Origin of the sequence: Pseudooceanicola batsensis HTCC2597 (assembly GCF_000152725.1) — a bacterium.
In the GTDB taxonomy this organism is placed as follows: Bacteria; Pseudomonadota; Alphaproteobacteria; order Rhodobacterales; family Rhodobacteraceae; genus Pseudooceanicola; species Pseudooceanicola batsensis.
Window position 1 is genome coordinate 126,583 of sequence record NZ_AAMO01000007.1, and the last position, 24,184, is coordinate 150,766.

The 24,184-nt window shown below is 61.5% G+C and carries 22 protein-coding genes and 1 pseudogene; 7 read left to right on the forward strand and 16 right to left on the reverse strand.

All coding sequences use genetic code 11. The features are described 5' to 3' along the window. Positions 1 to 2 precede the first annotated feature (2 nt). Genes OB2597_RS00605 through OB2597_RS00625 form a run of 5 tightly spaced genes read left to right on the forward strand, consistent with a single transcriptional unit; the run spans position 3 to position 4,759 of the window. Positions 3 to 1,973, forward strand: coding sequence for a TRAP transporter permease (locus OB2597_RS00605; RefSeq protein WP_040608760.1), 1,971 nt, complete (start codon positions 3 to 5; stop codon positions 1,971 to 1,973). A 44-nt stretch (positions 1,974 to 2,017) separates the two neighbouring features. Continuing rightward, positions 2,018 to 2,383: a PaaI family thioesterase gene (locus OB2597_RS00610; RefSeq protein ID WP_009803557.1), complete on the forward strand. Its 366-nt coding sequence runs from the start codon at positions 2,018 to 2,020 to the stop codon at positions 2,381 to 2,383. Positions 2,384 to 2,443: 60 nt separating this feature from the next. Then, positions 2,444 to 3,220: an SDR family NAD(P)-dependent oxidoreductase gene (locus OB2597_RS00615; protein WP_009803558.1), complete on the forward strand. Its 777-nt coding sequence runs from the start codon at positions 2,444 to 2,446 to the stop codon at positions 3,218 to 3,220. Position 3,221: 1 nt separating this feature from the next. Then, positions 3,222 to 3,617, forward strand: a complete 396-nt coding sequence (locus OB2597_RS00620; RefSeq protein WP_009803559.1) for a Zn-ribbon domain-containing OB-fold protein — start codon at positions 3,222 to 3,224, stop codon at positions 3,615 to 3,617. Continuing rightward, positions 3,614 to 4,759: a thiolase gene (locus OB2597_RS00625; RefSeq protein ID WP_009803560.1), complete on the forward strand. Its 1,146-nt coding sequence runs from the start codon at positions 3,614 to 3,616 to the stop codon at positions 4,757 to 4,759. The genes OB2597_RS00620 and OB2597_RS00625 overlap by 4 nt, the downstream gene beginning before the upstream one ends. A 70-nt stretch (positions 4,760 to 4,829) precedes the next feature. Here OB2597_RS00625 and OB2597_RS00630 read toward each other — a convergent pair whose 3' ends face one another. The 8 genes from OB2597_RS00630 to OB2597_RS00665 form a co-directional block, all read right to left on the reverse strand. Beyond that, positions 4,830 to 5,960 (reverse strand): C4-dicarboxylate TRAP transporter substrate-binding protein, encoded by a 1,131-nt coding sequence (locus OB2597_RS00630; RefSeq protein WP_009803561.1) that lies wholly within the window; start codon positions 5,958 to 5,960, stop codon positions 4,830 to 4,832. Between the two features lie 66 nt (positions 5,961 to 6,026). Next, complete coding sequence (locus OB2597_RS00635) at positions 6,027 to 7,334, reverse strand: TRAP transporter large permease (RefSeq protein WP_009803562.1); 1,308 nt, start codon at positions 7,332 to 7,334, stop codon at positions 6,027 to 6,029. Positions 7,335 to 7,344: 10 nt separating this feature from the next. Next, positions 7,345 to 7,866 carry a TRAP transporter small permease gene (locus OB2597_RS00640; RefSeq protein ID WP_009803563.1) on the reverse strand — a complete coding sequence of 174 codons (522 nt, stop codon included), beginning with the start codon at positions 7,864 to 7,866 and terminating at the stop codon, positions 7,345 to 7,347. Between the two features lie 42 nt (positions 7,867 to 7,908). Then, on the reverse strand, positions 7,909 to 8,685 hold the full coding sequence (locus OB2597_RS00645; protein ID WP_040608764.1) for an enoyl-CoA hydratase/isomerase family protein: 777 nt from the start codon (positions 8,683 to 8,685) through the stop codon (positions 7,909 to 7,911). A 28-nt stretch (positions 8,686 to 8,713) separates the two neighbouring features. Further along, complete coding sequence (locus OB2597_RS00650) at positions 8,714 to 9,856, reverse strand: acyl-CoA dehydrogenase family protein (protein WP_009803565.1); 1,143 nt, start codon at positions 9,854 to 9,856, stop codon at positions 8,714 to 8,716. Positions 9,857 to 9,873: 17 nt separating this feature from the next. After that, positions 9,874 to 11,049: an acyl-CoA dehydrogenase family protein gene (locus tag OB2597_RS00655; protein ID WP_009803566.1), complete on the reverse strand. Its 1,176-nt coding sequence runs from the start codon at positions 11,047 to 11,049 to the stop codon at positions 9,874 to 9,876. A gap of 1 nt (position 11,050) precedes the next feature. Then, positions 11,051 to 12,241 carry a CaiB/BaiF CoA transferase family protein gene (locus tag OB2597_RS00660; RefSeq protein WP_009803567.1) on the reverse strand — a complete coding sequence of 397 codons (1,191 nt, stop codon included), beginning with the start codon at positions 12,239 to 12,241 and terminating at the stop codon, positions 11,051 to 11,053. Further along, positions 12,238 to 13,008: an enoyl-CoA hydratase/isomerase family protein gene (locus tag OB2597_RS00665; protein ID WP_040608766.1), complete on the reverse strand. Its 771-nt coding sequence runs from the start codon at positions 13,006 to 13,008 to the stop codon at positions 12,238 to 12,240. Before OB2597_RS00665 ends, OB2597_RS00660 begins: the two co-directional genes overlap by 4 nt. 242 nt (positions 13,009 to 13,250) lie before the next feature. On the opposite strand from OB2597_RS00665, the gene OB2597_RS00670 reads away from it, so the two are divergent. After that, entirely contained in the window at positions 13,251 to 14,216 is a 966-nt protein-coding gene (locus OB2597_RS00670; protein ID WP_009803569.1) for an NAD(P)H-dependent flavin oxidoreductase, read from the forward strand. Positions 14,217 to 14,659: 443 nt separating this feature from the next. Next, the gene (locus OB2597_RS21700; RefSeq protein ID WP_148234630.1) at positions 14,660 to 15,010 is read left to right on the forward strand and encodes a hypothetical protein; all 351 of its coding nucleotides are present in this window, start codon (positions 14,660 to 14,662) and stop codon (positions 15,008 to 15,010) included. Positions 15,011 to 15,091: 81 nt separating this feature from the next. Here the strand turns inward: OB2597_RS21700 and OB2597_RS00680 are convergent, their stop codons facing one another. From OB2597_RS00680 to tnpC, 8 genes and pseudogenes are all read right to left on the reverse strand, one after another. After that, positions 15,092 to 16,216 (reverse strand): formylglycine-generating enzyme family protein, encoded by a 1,125-nt coding sequence (locus OB2597_RS00680; protein ID WP_084658453.1) that lies wholly within the window; start codon positions 16,214 to 16,216, stop codon positions 15,092 to 15,094. Continuing rightward, positions 16,170 to 17,714, reverse strand: a complete 1,545-nt coding sequence (locus OB2597_RS00685) for a sulfatase family protein (protein WP_009803573.1) — start codon at positions 17,712 to 17,714, stop codon at positions 16,170 to 16,172. The genes OB2597_RS00680 and OB2597_RS00685 overlap by 47 nt, the downstream gene beginning before the upstream one ends. A 58-nt stretch (positions 17,715 to 17,772) precedes the next feature. Further along, entirely contained in the window at positions 17,773 to 18,729 is a 957-nt protein-coding gene (locus OB2597_RS00690; RefSeq protein WP_009803574.1) for an aliphatic sulfonate ABC transporter substrate-binding protein, read from the reverse strand. Between the two features lie 23 nt (positions 18,730 to 18,752). Next, positions 18,753 to 19,529 carry an ABC transporter ATP-binding protein gene (locus OB2597_RS00695; RefSeq protein WP_009803575.1) on the reverse strand — a complete coding sequence of 259 codons (777 nt, stop codon included), beginning with the start codon at positions 19,527 to 19,529 and terminating at the stop codon, positions 18,753 to 18,755. A gap of 3 nt (positions 19,530 to 19,532) precedes the next feature. Then, the gene (locus OB2597_RS00700; protein WP_009803576.1) at positions 19,533 to 20,327 is read right to left on the reverse strand and encodes an ABC transporter permease; all 795 of its coding nucleotides are present in this window, start codon (positions 20,325 to 20,327) and stop codon (positions 19,533 to 19,535) included. Positions 20,328 to 20,353: 26 nt separating this feature from the next. After that, a complete protein-coding gene (locus tag OB2597_RS00705) occupies positions 20,354 to 21,499 on the reverse strand; it encodes an ROK family protein (protein WP_009803577.1) in 1,146 nt (381 codons plus the stop codon). A 352-nt stretch (positions 21,500 to 21,851) separates the two neighbouring features. After that, positions 21,852 to 22,283 (reverse strand): annotated as a pseudogene (locus OB2597_RS22415) (fumarylacetoacetate hydrolase family protein); the annotation flags it as partial. Positions 22,284 to 22,549: 266 nt separating this feature from the next. After that, positions 22,550 to 24,175: an IS66 family transposase gene (gene tnpC / locus OB2597_RS00715; RefSeq protein WP_009803580.1), complete on the reverse strand. Its 1,626-nt coding sequence runs from the start codon at positions 24,173 to 24,175 to the stop codon at positions 22,550 to 22,552. Between the last annotated feature and the right edge of the window lie 9 nt (positions 24,176 to 24,184).

Sequence of the window (24,184 nt, forward strand, 5' to 3'; positions counted from 1 at the left end):
GCATGTCACAAGTAACACAGGACGCGCCGGCGCAACCGGCCGGCATGGGCACCCTGCCCGCATTTGTGCGCTGGTTGCTCGTCGCCTCAGCGGTGCTTTTGACCGCGGCCTCGGTCAACCATCTCTTCAATCTGGGGTTCTTCATGAACATCCGGTTGCTTGAGATTCACTACCTGTACGTGATGCTCTTGCTGACGCTGCCGTTGGTGTTCCTTGTCTTCCCTTGCTCAAAGTCAGACCCCTACGGATCGACGCGGTGGTGGGATTACTTTCTGGCGCTGCTGGCTCTGATCACCTGCGCTTTCTTTGCCTACTACGGGCGCAGCGTGGTGAACAAAGGGTGGGATTTCGCCGCGCCCCTTCATGCCGTAATCGCCAGCTTCGCCTTCTGGTTCCTGCTGCTCGTCGCGGCGCGGCGCACCGGCGGCTGGATGCTCTTCGGCGTAATCCTGGTGTTTTCCATTTACCCCATGGTGGCCAGCTATGCCCCCGGACCCATCCAGGGCTTCCAGCGCACGCCCGTCGAGACGGCAATCTTCCACGCGATGAGCGGCGAAAGCGTGCTGGGAATACCGATGCGCAGCTTTGTTAATCTGGTCGTGGGGTTCATGATTTTCGGGGTCGCAATGCAACATACCGGCGCGGGTCCGTTCTTTATCGACATCGCCTTTGCCGCGCTCGGACATGTCCGCGGCGGGCCGGCCAAGGTGGGCGTTCTGACCAGCGGCCTGACAGGTTCGATGAGCGGTAGCGTCATCACCAATGTGCTGACAACCGGCTCGATTACCATTCCGGCCATGAAGAAGGTGGGGTTCAGGCCCAATTATGCGGCAGGGATCGAAGCGGCGGCCTCGACGGGGGCGGTGCTGATGCCCCCTATCATGGGCGCCACCGCCTTTGTCATGGCAACGTTCCTGGCGACGGACTACACCAACATCGTGATTGCGGCGGTTCTGCCATCGCTGTTCTACTTCTTCGGCCTGTTTGCACAGATCGACGGGTATTCAGCGCGTAACAGCCTCAAAGGCGTTCCGCGCGCGGATCTTCCCAGGATCGGCCGGGTGTTGCGCGAAGGCTGGTACTTTCTCGCGGTCTTCGGGCTTCTGATCTGGATGCTGCTCTACCTCAAGCGCGAGGCCATCGCCCCGTTCTATGCGACCGCGTTGCTACTGATCCTGAACCAGCTTCTGTCCAAGTCACGCTGGGGCCGGAAGGAGCTGATGAACTTCCTGATCGCCACGGGACGGTTGTTCGTCGAACTGGTGGCTATCCTCGCGGCGGTCGGGCTGATCGTCGGCGGACTGGCGGTAACCGGGATGTCCGGGACGATTTCCAACGATCTGTTGTTCATCGCGGGCGGCAACACCTTTCTTCTGCTGCTTCTGGGGGCCATGACCAGTTTCATCCTTGGAATGGGTATGACCGTGACCGCCGCCTACGTGATTCTTGCGGTTTCGCTGGCACCTGCCCTGATCGCCGGCGGGCTGGATCCCATCGGCGTCCACTTGTTCATACTTTACTGGAGCATGTTAAGTTATATCACGCCCCCCGTTGCGCTGGCGGCTTTTGCTGCGGCGGCCATTGCCCAGGCCAAACCCTTCGCGTCAGCCTTCGAAGCGATGAAACTTGGCACAATCATCTACATCATCCCGTTCTTCTTCGTCCTCGACCCGGCGTTCACCCTGCAGGCCGGTCCGCTCGAAAGCCTGCTCACGGTCCTGCGCGCCAGTATCGGCATTCTGTTGATCTGCGCCGGTATCCAGGGGTATCTGCTGGGCGTCGGGAGGATCGGCTCCGGCTTGATGGGTACAATTGCTCGGATTTTGCTCGGCGTCTCCGGACTGGTCTTCGCCCTGCCATCGCATGCGAGTCTGGCCATTCCGATCCTTGCTGCGGTGGGGACAGGTATCGGGTTGGCGGCACTGGCAATCGCGCTGGTGATGTTCTCGAACACGCAGGAGCCCGCAAGATGAGTGCGCAGGACGGCAGACCAGAGATACCCGCCCCGTTCAACGCCATGCTGGGTGTGCGCTTTGTATCGTGGTTCGACGGCAAGGCCGAACTGGAATTGCCGATCGTCCGCGATCACCTGAACGGCGCTTTTGCGGTGCATGGCGGTGTTTTCGCGACAATGCTGGACAACGCGGTCACCTTTTGCGCGGCCTACGCCGGGGAAGACCGCCCGGGCCATCGTTGCCTTACACTTTCGCTCACCACCAGTTTTGTCGGTCCGGCGGTCGAAGGCGACACGCTGACGGCCCGCGCCCGCGTGGCGGGGGGCGGCCGCAAACTGGTTTTTGCCCAAGGCGAGATCTTCAATCAGGACGGCGTCCGCCTGGCGCATGGCGATGCGGTGATCAAGCGGCTCACCGCGCCGACGTGACATCCTGCGTCAGCCAGCTGCGAATACATAGCAACAGATCAAAGAACTGAGGAGACAGATATGATCAACCCGATGGCATTGGAAGATCAGGTGGTTATCGTCACAGGCGCCGGACAGGGTATCGGCCGTGGCGTGGCGGCGCTGGCGGCAGAGCTGGGTGCAAAGGTCGTGGTGAACGACCTGAACGCAGACGGCGTCAAGGAAACCGCCGAACAGATCGGTGGCAACGCCCGCGCCATCGTCGGGAATGTGGCCGACCCGGACTTTCCCGAGGAACTGGTGAAATTCGCCCTCGACGAATTTGGCGACATCAATGGGCTTGTCAACAATGCGGGCATCGTCCGCGCAGCGATGATCCACAAGATGGACCGGGCCACGTGGCAGCAGGTCATCGACGTGAACCTCACCGGGGTCTTTGCCTGCCTTCAGGCTGTCGGCACCTATTACAGGGATCAGGCCGAAAAAGACTCGGAGAGCGCTGCGCGCCGCGCCATCGTGAACATCTCGTCCGATGCCGGGCGTCGCGGCACCATCGGCCAGATCAATTACGGCGCGGCAAAATCCGGGGTTCTGGGCCTGACGATGAGCGCCGCTCGTGAATGGGGCCGTTACGGGATCAACGTCAATTCGGTCTGTTTCGGAATGGTGGAGACACCGATGACCGAAACCATCCGCTCCGACAAGTTCGTCGACAAGTACATGGCGCAGATCCCGATGGGCCGGATGAGCACCCCGGGCGAGGTCGCGCAGCCCGTCTGTTTCCTGCTGTCCGAGGCAGCATCCTATATCACCGGCCAGCACCTGAGCGTGAACGGCGGGTTCCACATCGGGTTCTGAGATGCCCGGCGTTGAAAAAGGCCCCGGGCCGGATGCCGTCTTTGCCGCGAAACTGGCCGAGGGCACCTTCGAAATTCAGAAATGCGGCGGCTGCGGCACCCATGTTTTTCATCCGCGCGTGATCTGCCCGGCTTGCGGAGGCGCAGACCTGGGATGGGTCACGCCCACCGGCAGAGGCACTGTCTATGCGCGTACAGTCGTGCGCCGCAAGCCGGAAAGAGGCGGTGACTACAATGTGGTTCTGGTGGACCTGGAGGAAGGCGTGCGCATGATGTCGCGCATCGACGGCATCGCGCACGACAGGATCGTTGCCGGTCTGAAGGTCACCGCTTCGGTCGGCGAAGGCGCGGAGGGTGAACCCGCCGTGGTCTTCCTTCCCGAAGGAGGTGCGCAATGAGTTTGCGGGGAAAAGCCGCCATTGTCGGTGCCGCCTTGGCGGGCTGTGGCGAGGCCCATGGCAAAAGCGCGATGGAGATTACAATCGAGGCCGTGCATGGCGCACTGGCCGACGCGGGGATTGCGCTTGGCGAAGTCGACGCCATCGCCACCTGCCAGCCGCTGGACATGCTGTCCGGGCTGACCCTGGCGCAGGAACTTGGGTTGAGCCCCAAGTTCACGATGAACAACCGCATCGGCGGTTCGTCGTTCCTGTCGCATACGCTATGGGCTGCGATGCTGCTCGAATTGCGGCTCGCGGATACCGTGCTGATCTGCTACGGATCGAACCAACGCACCGCGTCCGGCAAGCTGATGACCTCGCTGGGTCTACCGACCTACGAAGCGCCTTACCGGCCGTTGTTCCCCCTTTCCTCCTATGCGCTAGCCGCGGACCGTCACATGACGCAGTTCGGCACCACGCGCGAACAGCTCGCCGACGTGGCGGTGGCGACCCGCGCCTGGGCCCAAAAGAACCCCGAAGCCTTCCTGCGCGATCCACTGAAGCGCGAAGATGTCATTGCGTCGCGGCTGGTTTCAGACCCGCTGCGGGTGCGCGACTGTTGCCTGGTCACCGATGGCGGCGGCGCCATCGTGATGCGGCGGGCCGAGACGGCCAAGGATCATCCCAATCCCCCGGTGTATCTGCTGGGCGGCGGCGAGGGCACGACGCACCGCGACATCTCCGAAATGGCAGATCTGACCGTGACCGGCGCCGTGCAATCGGGTCAAACGGCGATGGACATGGCTGGCGTCAGGCCCGCGGAGATCGACGTGGTCCAGCTCTACGACGCGTTCACCATCAACGTGATCCTGTTTCTTGAGGATCTGGGCTTTTGCAGGAAAGGCGAAGGCGGTGCGTTCGTCGCAGATGGCGGCATCGCGCCCGGCGGTCACCTGCCGGTCAATACCAACGGTGGCGGCCTGTCCTGCGTGCATCCCGGGATGTATGGCATCTTCACGCTGGTCGAAGCGGTGCGGCAATTGCGCGGCGACGCGGGAGCCCGCCAGATCGGCGGTGCCGAACTGGCCCTGGCCCACGGCAATGGCGGCGTCCTTTCCAGCCAGGTGACGAATATCCTGGGCACCGAAGCCACGCTCTGACCGGAAGATCGGAACAGAACAAAGCGGCCCTTCCCGCGAAGGGCCGCTTTGCGTTCAGGCCGGAAACAGATCAGTCCGGGTAGGTTGCCAGGTCGATCTTGGAATAGATTTCCTGACGCAGAAGATCGGCGTAAGGCTGATGATTGTCCCGGATCGGGTGCAGCGGCCGGACCAGGCCGTTCCATTTCTCGATCAGTTCCCGGTACTTCGCAATCAGCGCCTCGGGCTCCTCGATGCCGCGTTCCTCGCGTGAAATGCGCGCGATCTCCTCAAGATCGGCGGTCCGAAAACCCATGAGATCCTGAAGAAACTCCGGCGAGGGCTCGTGGACCTCCAAACCAAGCTCGCTCGCCTCTTTCAGCACGTCCAGATCGTCGGTTTCGTAGTACACCTCGGTCTGCGCCACGGCTTCGGGGATTTTTTTGACGAATTGCTCGCGTTGCTCCGGCGAAAGCGAGGCCCAGAACTTCGGGCCGACGGCAAAGATCGAACCGGAATGATAGGTGCCCAGCGGCAGTTCCGTCAGGTGCTTTGCAACCTCGATCAGGCTATGCCCCTTGAGCGCCCCGATCGGCTGCACCGCGGCGGTCACGACACCGTGGCTCATCGTATCGTACATCTCGCTCGAAGGCACATTCACCGGCTCCGCCCCCAGGCGCGTCGCCCAGCGGTCCCAGACCGACCCGCCGGTGCGCAGCTTGACGCCCTGCATGTCTGCGATGTCGATGATCGGCTTGGTGGTCAGCAGTACATAGGGTGCCGTGCTGATCCCGCTCAGCGCCACCATGCCGTTCTTGGCGAACTCGTCCTTGCAGGGCTGACAGTGCAGCATCACGAATTCGCTGGTCGCGCCGGCCATCGCATAGTGGTCTTCACCGAGAAGCGCGAGATCGGCAACCAGCTGCGCGTAGGGCATTTCCGACCGGAAATAGGTAAAGGCCAGCAGGCCGACATCGGCAACACCATCGCGCAGGCCGGACAGTGTCGGCTTGGGCCCAAGCAGGGCGCCGCCAGAAAAAAGCTTGAAGTCGAAAGCGCCTGGAAACTCGCCCTCGGTCATCTCGGCATAGGCAGCCTGGCCGCGCGATGTCGCATGATTGGGCGAGGTCCAGTTGGTTATCGTCACCCGCTTTTCGGCCAAGGCCGGTGTCGCCGCAAGAACGGCTGTCGCCAGCACGGCCAGCGTATTGGTCAGTCTCATGTGGTCTCCTCCTCTGTTTCGAAGTCCCGCTGTGGCGCGGAACTCACCTCGGCCGGGATGGCCGTTTCAATTGCCGAGCTCCGGCAAGAACATGATCATGTCGGGAAAGGCGACCATGATGATCAGGACCACCACATCCGCAGCCAGAAACCACAAGACACCCTTGAAAATCAGTGAGATTGGAACTGAATCTCCGACGATGCCCTTGATCACAAAGACGTTCAGCCCGACCGGCGGGGTTATCAAAGCCATCTCGACGAGCTTGGTGGCGAGCACGCCAAGCCAGATCAGGCTGATATGATTTGCTTCGTAGATCGGCAGAAGAATGGGCAGCGTCAGCAGCAGGATTCCCAAAGGGTCGAGGATCATGCCCAGCAGGCAAAAGATGACTGCCGTGCCGATGACCAGCGTCAGATAACTGGCGCCCATGTCGATCACCAGGCCCGACATCGCTTCGGGTACGCCGCTGATGGCCAGGAAACGCGAGAACAGATTGGCGCCCACCGCGATGATGAAGATCGCCGCAGTCATCTTCGCCGTGTCGAGAAGCGCGATCTTCGAGACCCTCCAGTTCAGAGTGCCGCGCGCGGCTGCTATCACGAAGGACAAGGCGGCGCCGACGGCACCGGCCTGTGTCGGGGTGAATAGTCCTGAGAACAATCCACCGAAGACGCCCAGCACCAGCAACAACAAGGGCCACGTGTCGCGGAGCGCGTCCAGTCGCTCCGGCCAGGACGAGCGTTCGTCCAGCGGGGGCGCAACTTCGGGGTTGATCCGCACGCGAATGATGATCACTGCCGCGTAACCCAGCATCGTCAGCAGGCCCGGCACGATCGCAGCAAGAAACAGCTTGCTGATCGCGACTTCAGCGAAAATCCCGTAAATGATTAAAAGGATGCTCGGCGGAATGAGCGACCCCATGGTCCCGGCCGCAGCCACGACGGCGGTGCTCAAACCGGGATCGTAATTCCGCTTGAGCATTTCCGGCACTGCGATCCGTCCCATGGCCGCAGCGCAGGCAAGGCTGGAGCCGGCCGCCGCCGAAAACAGCGCAGCTCCTCCGACACTGGCCACCGCCAACCCTCCGGGCAGAAACGACAGCCAGATCCGCGCGGCCTTGAATATCCCGCGCGTGATATCGGTCTGGTAGCAGACATACCCCATCAAAAGGAACATCGGGATCGAACTCAGGGTCCAGTGTGCTGCAAAATCATAGGGCACCGCCGTCAGCAGACCGAATGCCGCCCCGCTGCCCAACATGGCCCAGAACCCGAAGAAGGACACGATGCCGAGTGCAACCGCGATTGGAACGCGCAGCAATACAAGCACGATCACAGTGACGATGCCGCCAAGGCCGATCTGAAAAAAGCTCAACGTCGTGCTCCTATTCGTACATGTCCCGTTCAGGACTGGTCATGCTCGCGTCCGTGAAAGGGCGTTGGATCAACTTTGTCACCAGAAGCAGCACGATCAGTCCCGCGCCGATTGGCAGAAAGAAGCGACCGGGCCAGACGGTCACCGCCGCCATGCCCATGGATTTTTCTCCGATTGTGTATTTCTCGACGGCGTCTATCCAGGTCTGCCAGGTCAGAAGGCCGTAGAACGCCGCTGACAGGGCCAGTGCCAGCATGTCGAGAACGGTCCTCGCCCCCGTCGGAAGCAGATCGTGGATCAGGTCGACCTTTATGTGTTCGTTGGTGTATTCGACGAAGGACAGCGGCAGGAAGACCAGCCCGACCATGTAATAATATGACACGTAGTCCACCGTGCCCGGCAGCGGTTCGGCGACGAACTGGCTGAGAACGACATCGATCGTGACGTGGACCATCATCAGCGCGGCTAGGGCCGTCGCGACATAGGTGACAATCCGCGACACCCAGCCCAGTCGTTCAATCACTGTTTCCATCGCTATTTCTTCCCTGTCATGACAAGGGCGCACATCGATTGGTCATGCGCCATGGAACACCGGTTTTCTCTTGTTCAGGAATGCGTCGATGCCTTCGGCGTGATCTGCGCTCTTGATGATTTGCCCCTGAATGACGGCTTCGGTTTCAAGAAAACTCTCGAGCGAAGGCTGCATCGCGGCGCGCATCAGCCGCTTGGCACCAGCCAGGGCAAAGGTCGGCCCGGTGGCCAGATCCGCCGCATACTCCAGGGCCGCCCTGTCGAGCGCATCATCGGGATGCACCTGGCTGGCCAATCCCAGGCTCAGGGCTTCGTCGGCCGGCACCAGCCGGGCAGAAAAGGCAAGGTCTGTCGCGCGCTGCCGCCCGATCAGGTTCTGAAGAAGAAACGCCGCTCCGCCATCCGGGGCCAGGCCGATCTTGCGAAAGACCTGACCAAGTTTTGCCGTCTCGGAAAGCAGCAGCACGTCGCAGGCCAGCGCCATGCTCAGACCGATCCCCACCGCCGGACCACGCACAGCGGCGACCACCGGCTTTTCACAGTTGAAGATGGAAAGGATCATCTGGTGTGCACGGTACAAACGAGCCCGATCGCCCCAGACATCGTCCTTGCCCATCGTCGACACATCCGCGCCCGCACAAAAGGCCCGGCCCTCGGCCCGCAGCAATACGGCCCGGACTTGCGGGTCGGTTTGAATGTCGCGAAACGTATCCATGAGTTCGACGCGCATTTCGAGGGTCAGCGCGTTCAACTTGCCGGGCCGGTTCAACGACACCACTGCCAGGCCTTCGTTGTGTTCAACAGTGATATCATTTACCATAACCGCCCTCCCTGTGGCGCATTTTTCGTCAGTCCGCGAAAAGCGACCGTGCAATCCCGTTCTTGTGTATCTGGGTGGTTCCCCCGGTGATCGTCAGCATTCGCACGTCCCGCACCATCCGTTCCAACGGCAGCGATCCGAAGTAGCCGTAGCCGCCGAACATCTGCATGGCATCATGGGTGACGCGCTGTGCCATTTCGGTGGCTTGAACCTTGGCGATCGAGGACAGCGTCGGATCGGGCTGGCCGCGGTCGATCAGCGACAGCGCAGTGTAGCACAGCGCGCGCGCGGCCTCGATCTGCACCGTCATGTCCGACATCATCCATTGCAGCCCCTGCATGTCGGACAGCGCCTTGCCGAACTGTCGGCGGGTCTTCATGTAGTCGCGTGCGAGGTCGAACGCCCCTTCGGCGACACCAAGCGCCAGAATCCCCATTCCGACGCGGGTGGCGTTGTAGACGGCCAGCGGGCGGACAAAGCCACTGGACGCGTCAGCCAGCCCTTCGGTCACAATATTGTCGGCCGGTACCCGCACATCGTCAAAGTGGATCTCGCATTCGTTGCACCCGCGCGCACCCATCTTCTGCTCGAGGATATTCACCGTCACGCCGGGGCTGTCGCGTTCCACCAGCACCGTGCCGATGCCCCGCGCGCCTTTGCTGTCGCAGAACCGCGCATAAACCAGAAGGTAATCGGCCCTGTCGCCGAAGGTAGTAAAGATCTTGCCGCCGTTCAGAACAAACCCATTGCCGTCCGGGCGCAGCGACGTCGTCACCGCGGTGGCGTCCGACCCGGCCTCGGGTTCAGTCCAGGAGATCGCGCATTCGATTTCGCCTGCCGCGAAGCGCGGCAGAAAGGCGCCTTTCAACGCCTCGCTGCCACAGGTGGCGATGATGCGGGGCGAGACGTTCTGATCGTGGACGATCAACGCGGTGTTGAAATCCACCTTCGCTAGTTCCTCGATCACGAGATAGCAATCGACCAGCGAAGCGCCGCCGCCGCCGTATGCCTCGGGGATGGTCATGCCCAGATATCCAAGCGCGCCCAGGCGATGGTGGTTTTCCTCGGGGTAGATACCCTCGCGGTCCCATCGCGCGGCACGGTCGCGGAATTCCCCTTGGGCCAGCTTGCGGGCGGCATCCTTGAGCGCGATCTGCTCTGCCGTCAACAAAGAGGGATGCATCCGCCCTACCCCCGCCGCTGGTCGAAGCTGTGGCCATAGACCATGGCGGCGATCGTATTGCGCAGGATCTCGACCGTTCCGCCGCCAAGCGCAAAGCCGCGCGCGTCCCGCACCATGCGCTCCAGCGGATATTCGCGCGTATAGCCGTTATGGCCGTGGATCTGGAGCGCCTCGTTCGTGACCTTCTGCGCCATTTCATTGGCGTACAGCTTGGCCATGGTCGCATCCATCGGGTCGGGAAATCCGTTCGGGGCCGGGTTGGTTGCTGCCCGATAGACCATCAGGCGCGCGGCGTGGACCTGCGTCGCCATGTCGGCAATCTTCCATTGCAGGCCCTGGAATTCCTTGATTGGACGGCCGAACTGATGGCGTATCTCGGAATAGGCCTTGGCCGCATCGAAAGCGCCCTGCGCCAGCCCGACGCACATCGCTGCATTGCCCACCCGCTCGGGTCCGAAACTGCTCATCAACAGCGCGAAGGAGCGCGAACTTTCCGGATCGCCCTCGACCAGCACGTCCTCGGGACCGGCTTTGTAGTTTTCAAGGATGATCTCGGCCTCGGTCAGGCCCCGGCCGCCCATTTTCAGCGAAATGTGGCCGATCCGTGCGCCGGGTTTCTTCAGGTCGACGACAAAGGCACCGATCCCCTTGGCACCGCTGGCCTTGCCGAAACGGCAGAAGACCAGCGCATAATCGGCCACATGCGCGCCGGTAGACCAGCATTTGTTGCCATTCAGAACCCAACCGTCCCCGTCCTTTGTGGCCGTGGTGCGCAAGTCGGTCACGGCCGACCCTGCTTCGGGTTCGCTGATGGCAATTGCGATGAATTTCCTGCCAGCCGCCATGTCCGGCAGGAACCGCTTTTTCTGTTCCTCGTTGCCCAGCACGCTGATCGCCCGTGAGGGGCCGTTCAGGTAAAGCTGCGAGACCAGCGCCGTGTTGAAGCAGACCCGCGCCATTTCTTCCAGGAAGACCGTGCCCTGGATCACCGGCGCACCGGAGCCGCCGTATTCCTCGGGAATGAACATGCCCAGGTAACCGAGTTCGGCCAGCTTGTCGCGGTTCGCGGTCGGGAATTCCTCCTTGTCGTCCCAATGGGCGGCCATGGGAGCAAACTCGCGTTCGGCCAGCTTGCGTACCTCGTTGCGAAAGTCTTCCAGTTCCGGATCGAGCTTGAACATATCAGTTGTTGTCCTTTGATTGAGCGGAAGGCCGGCCCCGGTTCAGGGCGGTCAGAATGCGTGCCGTATCGGCGCCTGCGGCTGGTGCGGGTTCGGGCGCGGCCTGTGCGTGCCCGGCAAACCGAATGGGCAGCCCCGGAACGGGGACCGTGCCCAGCTCGGGATGCGGAAGATCCCGGATCATGCCGCGGGCGCGCATGTCCTCGTCGGATACCACCTCTCCGATTGTGCGCACCGGAGCGCCCGGCACATGCGCGGCGCTCAAGGCCGCAAAAATGTCGTCGCGGGTATGGCAGGAGGTCCACTCGGACACCCATCCATCGACCTCGGCCCGGCGCGCGCAGCGCGCGGGCCCCTCGGCCAATTCCGGATCATCTGCAAGATCCCTGCGACCCATGGCGCGGGTCAGTTGTTGCCAGTGGCGATCGTTCAGGCACATGATCGCCACCTGTCCATCGCGCGCCGGAAACAGGTCGTAAGGCGCGACCTTGAGCACCGCCTGACCGTTCCCGGCCCTGTCCGTGAACCCGTCGGGCGCAAGCAGAAAACTGGAAATGTTGGACGCCAGCGCGTGATGCGCCACGTCCTGCATGGCGATCTGCACGAAATCGCCGCGCCCTGTGGTGCCGCGCACGTGCAGCGCCGCCATGATGCCGCCGAACAGATGGATACCGCCCAAAAAATCGGTGATGGCGGCCCCGCATTTCACCGGCGGTCCGTCAGCAAACCCCGTGACCGACATCAACCCGGACAAGGCCTGAATGGGGAAATCCATCGCTGCCGCATCACGGAAGGCTGAATCTTCCGCGTAGCCCTTTCCTGACCCCATGACCAGGCGCGGATTGCGGGCACAAAGTGTTTCCCGCCCCAGCCCCAGTTTCTCCATTGTACCGGGACGGAAATTCTCGATTAGAACATCGGCCGTATCTGCCAGCGCCAGCAGGGCGGTGCGCCCGTCCTTGGACCCCAGATCGAGCGTCACGCTCTGTTTGCTGGAATTGAGCATCATCGCTGCGGGGTTCTCGCGCCCACCCGCGATGCCGCGGATACTGTCGCCGCCGGGCGGCTCGACCTTGATGACCTCTGCCCCCATGAGCGCGAACATCAGACCGCAATAGGGCCCAAGGTAGACCTGCCCGAGGTCGATCACCCTGAGACCGGCCAGCGGGCCACTGTCAGCCGCCGCGTTCATGATCCGACAAAGCGCGGCGGACGCTTTTCCTTGAAAGAGGCGACCGCCTCGCGGTGATCTTCAGTCTGCATGATATGGGCTTCGGCGGTTGCCTCGATCTCGAGATAGGTCGCAAAATCGCAATCCATGCCACGGTTCAGCATCGACTTGCCCAGCCCAAAGGCTCGGGTCGGCCCTTCGGCCAGACGCGCGGCCAGCGCAGCGGCCTCTGCGTCGAGCGCGTCTTCTTTGTGGATTGCGTGGACGATCCCAAGGTCGTGCGCCTCTTGGGCATCGATCACCTGGGCCGTCAGGAACATCGCCTTCGCCCGCTGCGTCCCGACCGTCCGCGCTAGCAAGTAAAGCCCGCCACCGTCGGGTACGATCGCCACGCGCGCATAGGCCTGGCAAAAGCGGGCCGAGGGCGCGGCCAGGATCACGTCAGCCAGAAGTGCAATGTTGAACCCCACGCCAAAGGCCGGCCCGGCAACCGCCGCGACGACCGGCTTTTCAAGATCATATAGCATCCGGGTTATGCGGTGCTGTTGTTTCATGCGGTCCCGCATGGCCACGGGCGAAGAACCGGCGAAAGTGTTGATGTCACCTCCGGCGCAAAACGCGCCCCCGGCGCCCGTGATCAACAGCGCGCGCACGCGGTCATCGTCGCGCACCTGGGTGACGATGCGTTCCATCTCTTTGCGTGCGTCTTGATCAAGGGCATTCTTCTTCTCGGGAAAATCGAAGGTCATCCGACCAACGCTTTCCGAGCGGCTGTAGAGCAATGGCACCGCTTCCTCCTCCCAGAATGGGCTAGCATGGAACACGATAGGAGTGGCATTGATCGACGGGCTATAGTCCGGTGCGGAATATCACACATGCATAAACTTCACCCGTTCTGTGTATTTCCTTGCGGTCTGCTGCCACGTTTGTATTGGCTTCCCTTCCCATGCGCGCCCGTCAAGCCCATGCGCGCCCGTCAAGGCTACGGGCCTCGGCACCCCCTGTTGAAACAGCAAAGAAGAAATAGACAATGTACTCCGACACCCCTCTCGGCCGCTTGCGCCTGCCTTTGATCTGCTCGCCCATGTTCCTGGTGTCCGGGCCGGATCTTGTCATCGCCCAGTGCAAGGCCGGCGTTATCGGCAGCTTTCCGGCGCTGAACGCACGCGAGTCCGAAGGGGAGCCGCCGCTGCTCGACGCTTGGCTCAAGCGCATCACCGAAGAGCTTGACGCCCACAATCAGGCCAATCCCGATCGGCCCGCCGCGCCCTTCGCGGTCAACCAGATCGTCCATCGTTCGAATGATCGGATTGAGCGGGACATCGAAATATGTGCGCGCTGGAAAGTGCCGGTCTGGATTACATCAATGGGCGCACGAGAAGACGTCAATCAAGCGGCGCATGATTGCGGCGGCATTGTACTGCACGACGTGATCAACAACAAATACGCCAGGAAAGCAATCGACAAGGGCGCCGACGGCCTGATCGCGGTCTGCGCTGGCGCAGGCGGCCACGCCGGTGCCTTGTCACCTTTTGCGCTGGTTCAGGAGATCCGGGAATGGTTTTATGGTCCGCTTGCTCTGTCGGGGTCCATCGCGACCGGGCGTGCCGTTCTGGCGGCACAGGCCATGGGCGCGGATTTTGGTTATATCGGATCGCCCTTCATTGCCATGACCGAGGCGGAGGCGTCGGAGGATTACAAGCAGATGATCGTCGACAGCGGGGCCGATGATATTGTGTATACCAACTATTTCAGCGGCGTGAATGCCAACTATCTGAAACCGTCGGTACGGGCGGTTGGCCTTGATCCTGACAACCTAGCCGGTATCGGCAACATGCTCGATCTGGCCACCGGCGACGTTCGCCCCAAGGCCTGGCGCGACATCAGGGGCAGCGGTCAGGGGATCGGAGCGGTGAAAAAAGTGATGACGACGGCGGCGTATGTCGACCGTCTCGACCGGGAATACCACACCGCCAAAGATGCCCTCTGTCCCTGAGGAAAGAGGGCGGCAGGTTGCCCAGCCGCCCTTCCGTTCCTGCCGTTGTCACAGATGATCGAGAAGCAATCTCAGCCGTCTTTCTGGTTGATGATCAGTTCTGCATTCTCGGGTAGTTCCGAAACAATGCTCACTTCGTCGGCGCGGATTCGTGCATGCAGTTTGAAGGTTTCAACGGCGGCTGTTTCCAATGCCGGCCTCTATGGCGCAAAGCGCCTGCACAACGATCTGTTTCTGGATTATTAACTTGGCGCGGCCACCGGGCGGCACGAATTCGATCTAGCTTTTGACCGCAGCATCGGCACGGTCACGGCCATCGGTGATTACCTCTACCTTGCAGGGTTTGCTGCGCGGCACTTTCTGGTGAGCTGGAATTTGGGCAAACGACACTCACACCGCGTGTCGGATTCGACTACGTCTATACCCCCGGTGCGGATGTGGACGTGCTGGCAGAACTTGGTACATTGTCAGAAGTCGGAAATCTCGAGCTCGATGCAGTCTCGGACGACACCGCCAATCTTTGGCTCAACCCGCGCATCTCCTGTCATCAGTCTTTGGGAAGTCTGGATGGCGTCTGCGGCTATGGCGGCTCCATAGGTGTCGAAGGCTCCGTCGAGGATAGCGACCCAACATATGCATTCGGATTGGATGGAGAATGGGGCGACGACTACTTCCTTGGCTCCGTGACGCTGCGCGCAAGCCGTCAAATTGGCCGCGGACTCCTCAGTGGTGATGCTGGACTGAATGCTAAAGGAGACGTTACCATGGGCGCAAGCTTCGAAATGAGCTTTTGATGTCATACGACTTATGTGCCACAATCTGAATTGAACGCAAATTGCCACGCAGCTTTTCCGCGCCGATCAAAAGAGTTTGGCTTATTGCTCAGCCCATGCGACACGGAAACCGGCGTTTCCAGTCGAACTGTCCGGATCGTTTCGCGTGCGGGAATGCACATGATAGCGATCACAGTAGCTGTCGTGGCACAGGTAGGATCCCCCGCGCTGGATGCGGGCATAGCCGTCGGCCGGACCTTTCGGATCCCGCAGCGGAAATGGGCCACGAGCTGGATGCGGCGCATAGAAATCGCTGGCCCATTCCCAGACATTGCCGCAGGTGTTGAACAGGCCGAAGCCATTCGGCGCATAGGCGGTAACCGGGGCCGTGCCGACGAAACCGTCCTCGGCCGAGTTCGTCGCCGGGAATGCTCCTTGCCAGGTGTTCATGGCATGGTGACCGCCGGGCATCGTCGCATTTCCCCAAGGAAACCTTGCCCGCGACAGACCGCCCCGCGCGGCGAATTCCCACTGCGCCTCAGTCGGCAGGATCAGGCCCGCCCACGTGCAGTAGGCCAATGCATCGTACCACGCGACGTGCACGACAGGATGATCCGCTCTTTCGGACAGGTCGCTGTCGGGTCCTTCCGGTGCCGACCAGCAGGCCAGGTCCACCTTGCGCCACCACTCCAGCCCCGGCGGAGAAATCGGCCAAGCGGCGAGGTCCGGCAAGAGCATGTGGAACACATAAGACCAACCCTCGACCTCGGCCACGGTGCGATAGCCCGTCTCCTCCACGAAATGTGCGAAGTCCGCATTGCTGCAGGCGGTCGCCGATATCCGGAAGGGCGACACGAAGACCTTCCGGCGCGGGCTGTCGTAATCCTGCGCGAAACGCGATTGACGCGCGCCCATGTCAAAAAAACCGCCCTTGATCGATAGCAGTCGCGTGCGAAGCGCCTCGCGCGTCGCCTTTGTCGCGCGTGGCACGGCGCGCGCAACCGCGATATAGTCTTTATCGACGCTCTCGCTGCCACCTGCGCCTGGTCCGGTGCAACAACCCCTAGTCAGTTCGGTTTTCCCTCTTGGCAATGGCGTTCGTTGCAGGCTGGGACTGGGCCCCGCATGAAATGGCGTTCCGGCCGGTAGCGCCGACACCTCAGCATCGAAAGCAGTTGCATCATGCTGCAAACTCTCCGCGTTCGGCGCGCGCGGCGTCCGAGTCATGACGGCCCTCATCCCCGATTTCTAACATCTTCGAATCGAGTTTGGAGAGGAGTTCGGCAAAGATCGCGGAATGGGCGGGGTCATCCGCCAGATTCAGGAGTTCATTGGGGTCGGCGTCGCAGTCGAACAGTTCCCACTCCGGTGGCGCTTCGCCCTCGTTCGCTCCGATCTGCCCGAGGCCTTCGTTATACCAATAAATCAGCTTGTATCGATCCGTTCTGATTCCGTAGTGCGCATAGGCGTTGTGGATGTCGTCCATGTTCATCCAGTATCGGTGGTATGCAACATCCTGCCACGACTCGTCCGTTCGACCCTCCATCAGGGGCCGCAGGCTCACACCTTGCATATAGCTGGGCACGGGTGCGCCGGCGTAATCCAGGAAAGTCGGCGCGAAGTCGACGTTGGTGGCGATGTCTGTCGATACGGAACCGGGCGCAATAGACGCCGGATGCCGCACCAGGAACGGCATCTGCAGGGACTCCTCGTACATGAAACGTTTGTCGAACCAGCCATGTTCGCCCAGGAAGAAGCCCTGATCGGAGGTATAGATGACAATCGTGTTCTCGGTCAGGCCGTTCGTATCGAGATAGTCCAGCATCCGGCCGACGTTGTCGTCGATCGCCGCGATCGTGCGCAGATACCGTTTGATGTAGCGCTGATACTTGAACAGATCGAGGGCGCGTTTGCTGTCGAACGTAAAGTCTTCACCCGTCTTGCGATCAATAAGACGCAGCCCCTCGGGATCGTCCGGCACCTTGCGCATCGGCGATCCGGGTTGACCCAACTCGCCCACCTCGGACCCGCCTTCGGGCATGACAAGGCCCAAATCCTCGTAGGTCATGTCCTGGCGCACGCGCATCTTCGCGGCAGCCGCCGCCGCAGCGCGGTTTGCGTAGTCATCGTCGAAGGTTTCGGGCACCGGAAGATCGTCGGTGTAAAGGTCATCATAGCGCGGATGCGGCACGAAGGGGCGATGCGGCGCCTTGTGGTGGCACATCAGGAAGAAAGGGCGTTCCGGGTCGCGATCCTCCAGAAACTCAAGGCACTTGTCCGTAATGATATCCGTGGCATAGCCCGGCTCGATCACGGGGCCATCAGGACCGATCATTTCGGGGTCGAAATAGTCTCCCTGTCCCGGCAACACGGACCACGCGTCAAATCCGCTCGGCTCATGGGCTTCGCCCTCGCCCAGATGCCATTTCCCGAACATGCCCGTCTGATACCCGCTGTTGCGCAGATGTTTAGCGACATTCGGCAGGCGGCTGTCCAGATGGGTGTCCAAGGTCGTCACCAGATTCACGTGATTATGCGTCCCAGTTAGGATCGCCGCGCGGCTGGGGGTGCAGATGGAATTCGTTACATAGCACCGGTCCAGCCGCATCCCTTCGTTCGCCAGTCGGTCGATATGCGGGGTCCGGTTCAGGCCCGATCCGTAGGCTGAAATGGCGTTAGCAGCGTGATCGTCGCACATGATGAACAGGATGTTTGGACGCGGCATGTGGGACTCTCCGGTTGAATGGAAACTGGGCCCGGTCGAAACCGGACCCGTCGGGGCGTTAGTCGGCGTAGAACGAACCGAGGTAGAATTCCGACGCCGGCAGCGGGTCCTCGATCTTGCCGAATTGGGTGTAGAGATCGGCGAGCGTCCCGAACCAGTTCTCGACCTGACCGCCCCGGGTCAACTCTTCGTATTCCGCGCTCGAGGGAAGACGGGCCAACTGGCTTTCGGCCAGGAGCGGCGCCTCGGGCACGTTCAGGAATTCAGCGGTAATGCGCACCGCTTCCTCGGGATTCTCGCGGCGGAAATCATTTGCCGCCTTGATCACAGCGTTGACACGGCGAATGACGTCCTCGTCCTCAGCCCGTTCGTCACTGACGATGAATGACGAGGGGAACGCGATTTCGGGAAAGAAGTCTTCGTTTGACGACAACTCGTTAAGGTCTGGCACGCGCTGCTTGATGACATCGACGAAAGGATACCAGATGCCGGCCGCGTCGATCTGACCCGAAGAAAAAGCGGTGACCACGGTGGACGGATCCATAGGCACGACCTCAACGTCATCAAGGGTCATGCCCGCCTCTTCCAGCGCAAGCCGAAGCAGCATGTCACCTGAAGTCCCCTCGGGCACACCGATCTTCATGCCCGTAAGATCGGCCATGCTCTCGATACCCGGTTGGCTGATGACCCGATCCGTGTATCCCAAGGCGTTGGGCGCGATCACCTTGGCCTGTCCCGACGCGGGCAACCAGAGCGCCCCTGGTCCGATATAGGCGAAGTCGAGCGATCCCGCGTTCAGCGCCTGAACCTGGATCGGTCCGTTGGTGAAGACCTTCAGGTCCGCCTCGAGGCCGTTTTCCTCCCAGAGCCCCTGATCGGTAGCGACGGCCGCGATGGATGTGCCGAAGTAATCGGCGATGTATCCCATGCGGATTTCTTGAAGCTCCTGCGCGGCCAATTGGCCCGCAAGAGCGAATGCCGCCGTGGCGGCCAGTAGTGTTCTGCGAATGATCATGGTTTCTCCTCCTGTGATCGGTTTCATGCGGCCTGGGCGTCGCGGTGATAGACCGCACGCCAAACCCGGTTTCGGATTTCGGTAAATTCCGGGGACAACCGCACATCGTCGTTGCGCGGAAACGGCAAGTCGACCTCTACGATTTCCTGCAGACGCCCCGGGCGGGCAGCAAGAACGATGACGCGATGCGCGATATAGACGGCTTCATCCACGTCGTGCGTGATGAACATGACCGTGCGTTTGTCCTTGGACCAGGTGTCAAGCAGCTGGTCCTGAAGTTTGACCCGCGTCAGAGCATCTAGCGCGCCGAAGGGTTCGTCCATCAGCAGCACGCTGGGATTGACGGCGTAGGCCCGCGCGATGGCGCAGCGCTGTTTCATGCCGCCGGACAGCGTTTTCGGATAAGCCTCGGAAAAACTGGCAAGACCGACAAGGCCAAGGTAGTGCAGCGCACGCTCCTTGCGCTTGGCCCGATCCATACCTTGCAGCTTCAATCCGAATTCGACGTTCTGGCGGACCGTGAGCCATGGAAACAATGCGTATTGCTGGAAGATGACTCCGCGGTCAGGTCCAGGGCCAAGAACCGGCTTGCCGTCCACCAAAACCTCGCCCGAAGTCACGTCCAACAGGCCCGCGACCATGTTCATCGCAGTGGATTTGCCGCAGCCCGAGGGGCCAACAACGGTCACGATTTCCCCGTCGCGAATGTCGAGGTTCAGGTTCTTGAGTGCCGTGACTCCGCTGTCCGGCGCGCCGAAAACCTTGGTCGCGTTTCGAAAGCTGATTTTGCTCGTGGTCATGGCTCAGACCCTTTCCTGCCAATGGGTCAGCCACTCTTCGGCCCAAACCACGATCCGGTCCATGATAAGGCCCAGAATTCCGATCGCGACGAGGCTGACGAAAATCGTGGGGAGGTCGTAGTAGAGCTGGGCCTGCTGCATCCGGAACCCGAGACCCGACTGCGCGGCAATCAGTTCGGCCGCCACTACGGTAGCCCAAGCGGATCCCAATCCGATCCGGAACCCAACCAGGATGAACGGTGTGGAGGCCGGGATTATGACCTGCGTGAATATGACCCGGTCGTTCGCGCCCAAGACCCGCGCTGCGTTGATGTAGGTCTTGTCGACGCTGACGACCCCTTGGTAGGTCGAAACAACCGCCGAAAGGAAGGCCGCCAGGAAGATTACGAAGATTTTTGGCGTTTCATCAATGCCCATTGTCACGATCGCCAGCGGAATAATGGCCAACGGCGGGATCACCCGAAAGAATTGCACCCAAGGGTCGATTACGGCCCGTGCCACCCGATACCAACCCATCAGAAATCCTGTGGGCACGGCGATGACCGATCCCAGAACGAAGCCGATCATCACCCGACGCAGCGAGGCGAAGGTGTCCTCCCAAAGCTGGCCATCAAGGGCCAATTCGATCATGCGGGTCAGCACGGCCCAAGGGCTGGGCAATTCCGACAAGCCGCCGACTGTCGCAAGCCACCACAGTCCGATCCCACCCGCAAAGGACAAGGCCGCCCAGGTGAAGTTGTTCGGGGACCAGCGGCGCCTGGGCGCGGTGGTCACGTTAACGTCATTCGTTACGGTCACGGATCGCGTCCTCCCGTCTCCGTCGCTTAAGCGCGTTTCATGGCTTGAAGCCGCCCCGACCGGGCGGTGGATGCGCCGTTGTAGAAGAATTCCTCCAGGGCGATGGTGGCGGCACCTTGCACACCGACAGGCTCCGACAGACTGGACCGTTCGATTCTGAGGCGCTCGCGCTGTTGCGGCATAACGCGGGGCGCCAGATCGCGCTTGAGCGATGCGACAAAACGATCCGGCGCCGCGTTGAGGAAACCACCCAGGACAATCCGTTCAGGAGCCATCAATGTGACGGTCGTCGAAAGCGCCTGCAGGAGGTATGCGTATGTCGCCGACCAGTCAGGGCTCTGCATGGCCGCGTCGATCATCTGGGAATGGTCATCGCCCTTCTCGCCGGACATCTTGCGCAAGGGCTCTTCGGAAAAAAAACGCTCAAGGCATCCCTGCCCGCCGCACAGGCACGGCCGTCCCCCCGGTTCGACGACAATGTGGCCGATCTCGACCGCACCGCAGCGCGCCCCTGCCCCGGTCTGGGCAAAACCCGCGCCGATCCCTTTGCCCAAAAGCAGGTAGAGGATGCTCTCGGCGTCGCGGCCAGCCCCATGAAGCGCCTCGGCCACCGCCATAGCCGTGGCATTGTGCTCGACGATGACAGGCAGCCCCAACTTTCGCTCGAAGACATCTGCAAAGGCCACGTCCTGCCAGCCCGTCAGGATGGAGCGGACGTTGACCCGGCGATTTGGATCGACGCTGCCCGGCACGCCGAGCCCCACCCCGAGAATGTCGAGCCGGTACACGCCCGATGCGTCGATGACCTCTTCCGCAAGCCTGCTGACGCGATCGACAAGGGTCTCGAGGTCCTCACTCAGGTCATAGGACAGATGACGGGGACACCGAAGCGCGAGGCCCACGTCCGACAACGCGACGCTCATGCGGCCAGCGCCCAGATGAATGCCGAGTACGAAGCGTGACTGTCGTTGGACATCCAATGTCACGGGCGGGCGACCGATGGACTTTTCTTCGACCGCCCTGGATTGCCGCAGCACCCCATCGACAATCATCTGTGCGGTCAACTTGGTAACACCCGCCGATGAAAGACCGGTGGCACGAACAAGATCGGCGCGCGACAACGGCCCTTTGTCGCGCAGTGTCTTGAGGATTTCAGCGGTTCCCAAACTCATGGAACATGGTTAGTTTACTAAGTGAGTAAAGTAAACCACATACTGGTGAAGACGAAAAACACGAATATCCAAGTCTCGGCTGTTCCAAAGCCGAAAGCTTCATCGACCCTTGAGCGCGTTGGTGCCATGAATCGGTTGCCGCACCGCGGCGACGTCTATGTAGGCCTCAACGACATTTCTGTCGGCCCCGCTTACAGTTTCATGAGGACCGAAAACCCGAAGTGACCTGACACAAAAAAAATCGGCGGCGCTCATCGGCACCTCGGGTCTTGTCATGACGTGGAATGGCGATCTGGTGAAGGCCGGCCCCACGCCACCTCTTTCAATCGAAACCTGTCCGACGCCTGCAAACTCAGTCGCTTTTCCTGACGGCCTGCAATTGCTCGCCCAGCCCTGCAATGCCGAATCGCATGACCTCGCACCCTTTCAGGTAAAGCTGCGGATCCAGCCCCATCCCGACCCAGGGGGGCGTTCCGATCGAGATTATATCTCCAGGTTGAAAGCTCATGAGGTTCGAGCAATAGGCAATCAAATGCGGCACCTTGTAAACCATCGTGGCCGTCGAGCCGTCCTATTGGCGCGAGCCGTCGACCTCGAGCCACATGGAAAGATTGTCGAAGTCGCCGACCTCATCCGGTATGACTAGCCACGGCCCGATCGGTCCGAAAGTGTCGCGCCCCTTGCCCTTGTCCCAGGTGCCCGCACGTTCCATCTGGAATTCCCGCTGGGAGACGTCGTTGATCACGCAGAAGCCTGCCACATGATCCAACGCCTCCGCCTCGTCGAATGTGAACCGCGCCGGGTTTGCGGGAGGCCTGTTGATATTATTTACGCGGCCATGGTCTGAGTTTCCAGAGACGCGTGGTAGTTTGCTTCGGCTGCGAACGCCGTAGACCCTGTAGTTCTGCTCCCAGACACGCTCGATCTCGGGCCGCAAAACCTTGTCGGGCTTGGCCCGGCCAGACAGACAGCAGGTCAGGGTTCGCCCGCTTGGCCATGTGTTCGTAGAACGTGGAAGGGGCAATCGTAACCATCCGGCGTGGGCCGCGGTCAGGCGGCTTTGCTGCGCTCCGACGATTGCCAGTTCCAAGGAAGCAAATCCGGCACTCGAGAGGCGGTTATCTCTGGCAAGCGAGCGAGCACATCGGCAAGCCATGCTTGGGGATCGACGTCGTTCATCTTTGCCGTGACGATCAGGGAATACATGAAGGCCGCGCGGTCGCCGCCGCGCTCAGAACCAGCGAAGAGCCATGACTTCCGACCGAGGGCGACGCCGCGCAACGCTCGTTCGGCTGCATTGTTCGTCAAGCAGATCCGGCCATCGTCGAGGAAGCGCGTGAAGGCTTCCCAGCGGTCCTTCTTGAACATGTAGGTGATCGCCTTGGCCACCGGGTTGTGCTTCGACATCGTGTCGCGTTCGCTGTGCATCCAATCGTGAAGATCATCGACCAGAGGGCGCGACCGAAGTTGTCGGACTTCGAGACGCGATCCGGCATCCAGGCCGTTGATCTCCCGTTCGATGTCGAAGATGGCATCGATCCGCTTCACCGCTTCCAGCGCGACGGGCGAGATGTCGTGGGCCGGCTTCTTCTTGCGGGCATTCTCCTTGATGTCGGCGAGTTCGAAGAACTTCCTGCGGGCATGACTCCAGCACAGCGCGCTGCTCGCCGGACCGGGATCACGGTCGCCGCGATAGAGATCGTTGTATCCGCCATAGGCATCGGCTTGCAGGATACCTTGCCATCCCGCGAGATGCCGGTTCGGGTGGGTCATCTCCCTGTCCCGGGAGAAGTGGAACACTGCCGCGGGCGGCGCGCCGCCCGCAAACGGCCGGTCGTCGCGGACATAGGTCCAGAGCCGCGCTGTGCGCGTACCGCCCTTCGCCAGAAGCGGTACCGTCGTGTCATCGCCGTGCAACCGCTCGGCTTGCAGGACATGGTTGCGGATCAGCGCATGGATGGGCTCAAGCGCGGCGGCACAGGCGCCCACCTGGTCGGCCAGGGTCGACAGGCTGAGATCAACACCTTCCCGGGCATAGCGCTCGGCCTGCCGGTTCAATGGCTGATGCTGCCCGAACTTCTCGAACAGGATGGTCGCCAGAAGGTTCGGCCCGGCCCATCCGCGGGGTGTGGCGTGGAACGGCGCCGGGGGCTGGCTGATCGTCTCGCAGTGGCGGCAGGTAAACTTCTCGCGGACGGTCTGGATAACCTTCCAGCGGCGCGGAATGACTTCCAGCGTCTCGGTGACATCCTCGCCCATCTTCACGATGCGCTCGGAGCCGCAGCATGCGCAGGACGATGGCGCCTCGATCACGACCCGCTCCCGCGGCAGATGCTCCGGAAAGGGCTTGCGGACCGGGCGGCGGCGCTGGAACCCCGCGACGGAGGTGGTCTTTGCCGCCTTCTCGGCGGCGAGTTCGTCCTCGGTGGCGGCAGCCTCGAGCTCCTCGAGTTGCAATTCCATCTGGTCGATCAGGCGAGCGCGGCGCTCCGAGCTATGTCCGTATTGCTCCCGTCGCAGCTTGGCGATCTCGAGCTTGAGGTGCTTGATCATCGCCTCGGAGGTCGAGACCACCGCGCGGGCCTGTGCCAACTCGTTCTCGGCCGTCTCGGCGCGGGCCTCCGATGCCGCGAGCGCGGCACGCAATCTGGCAATCTCGGAGGTCGCATCAGGCATGGCCGAAAC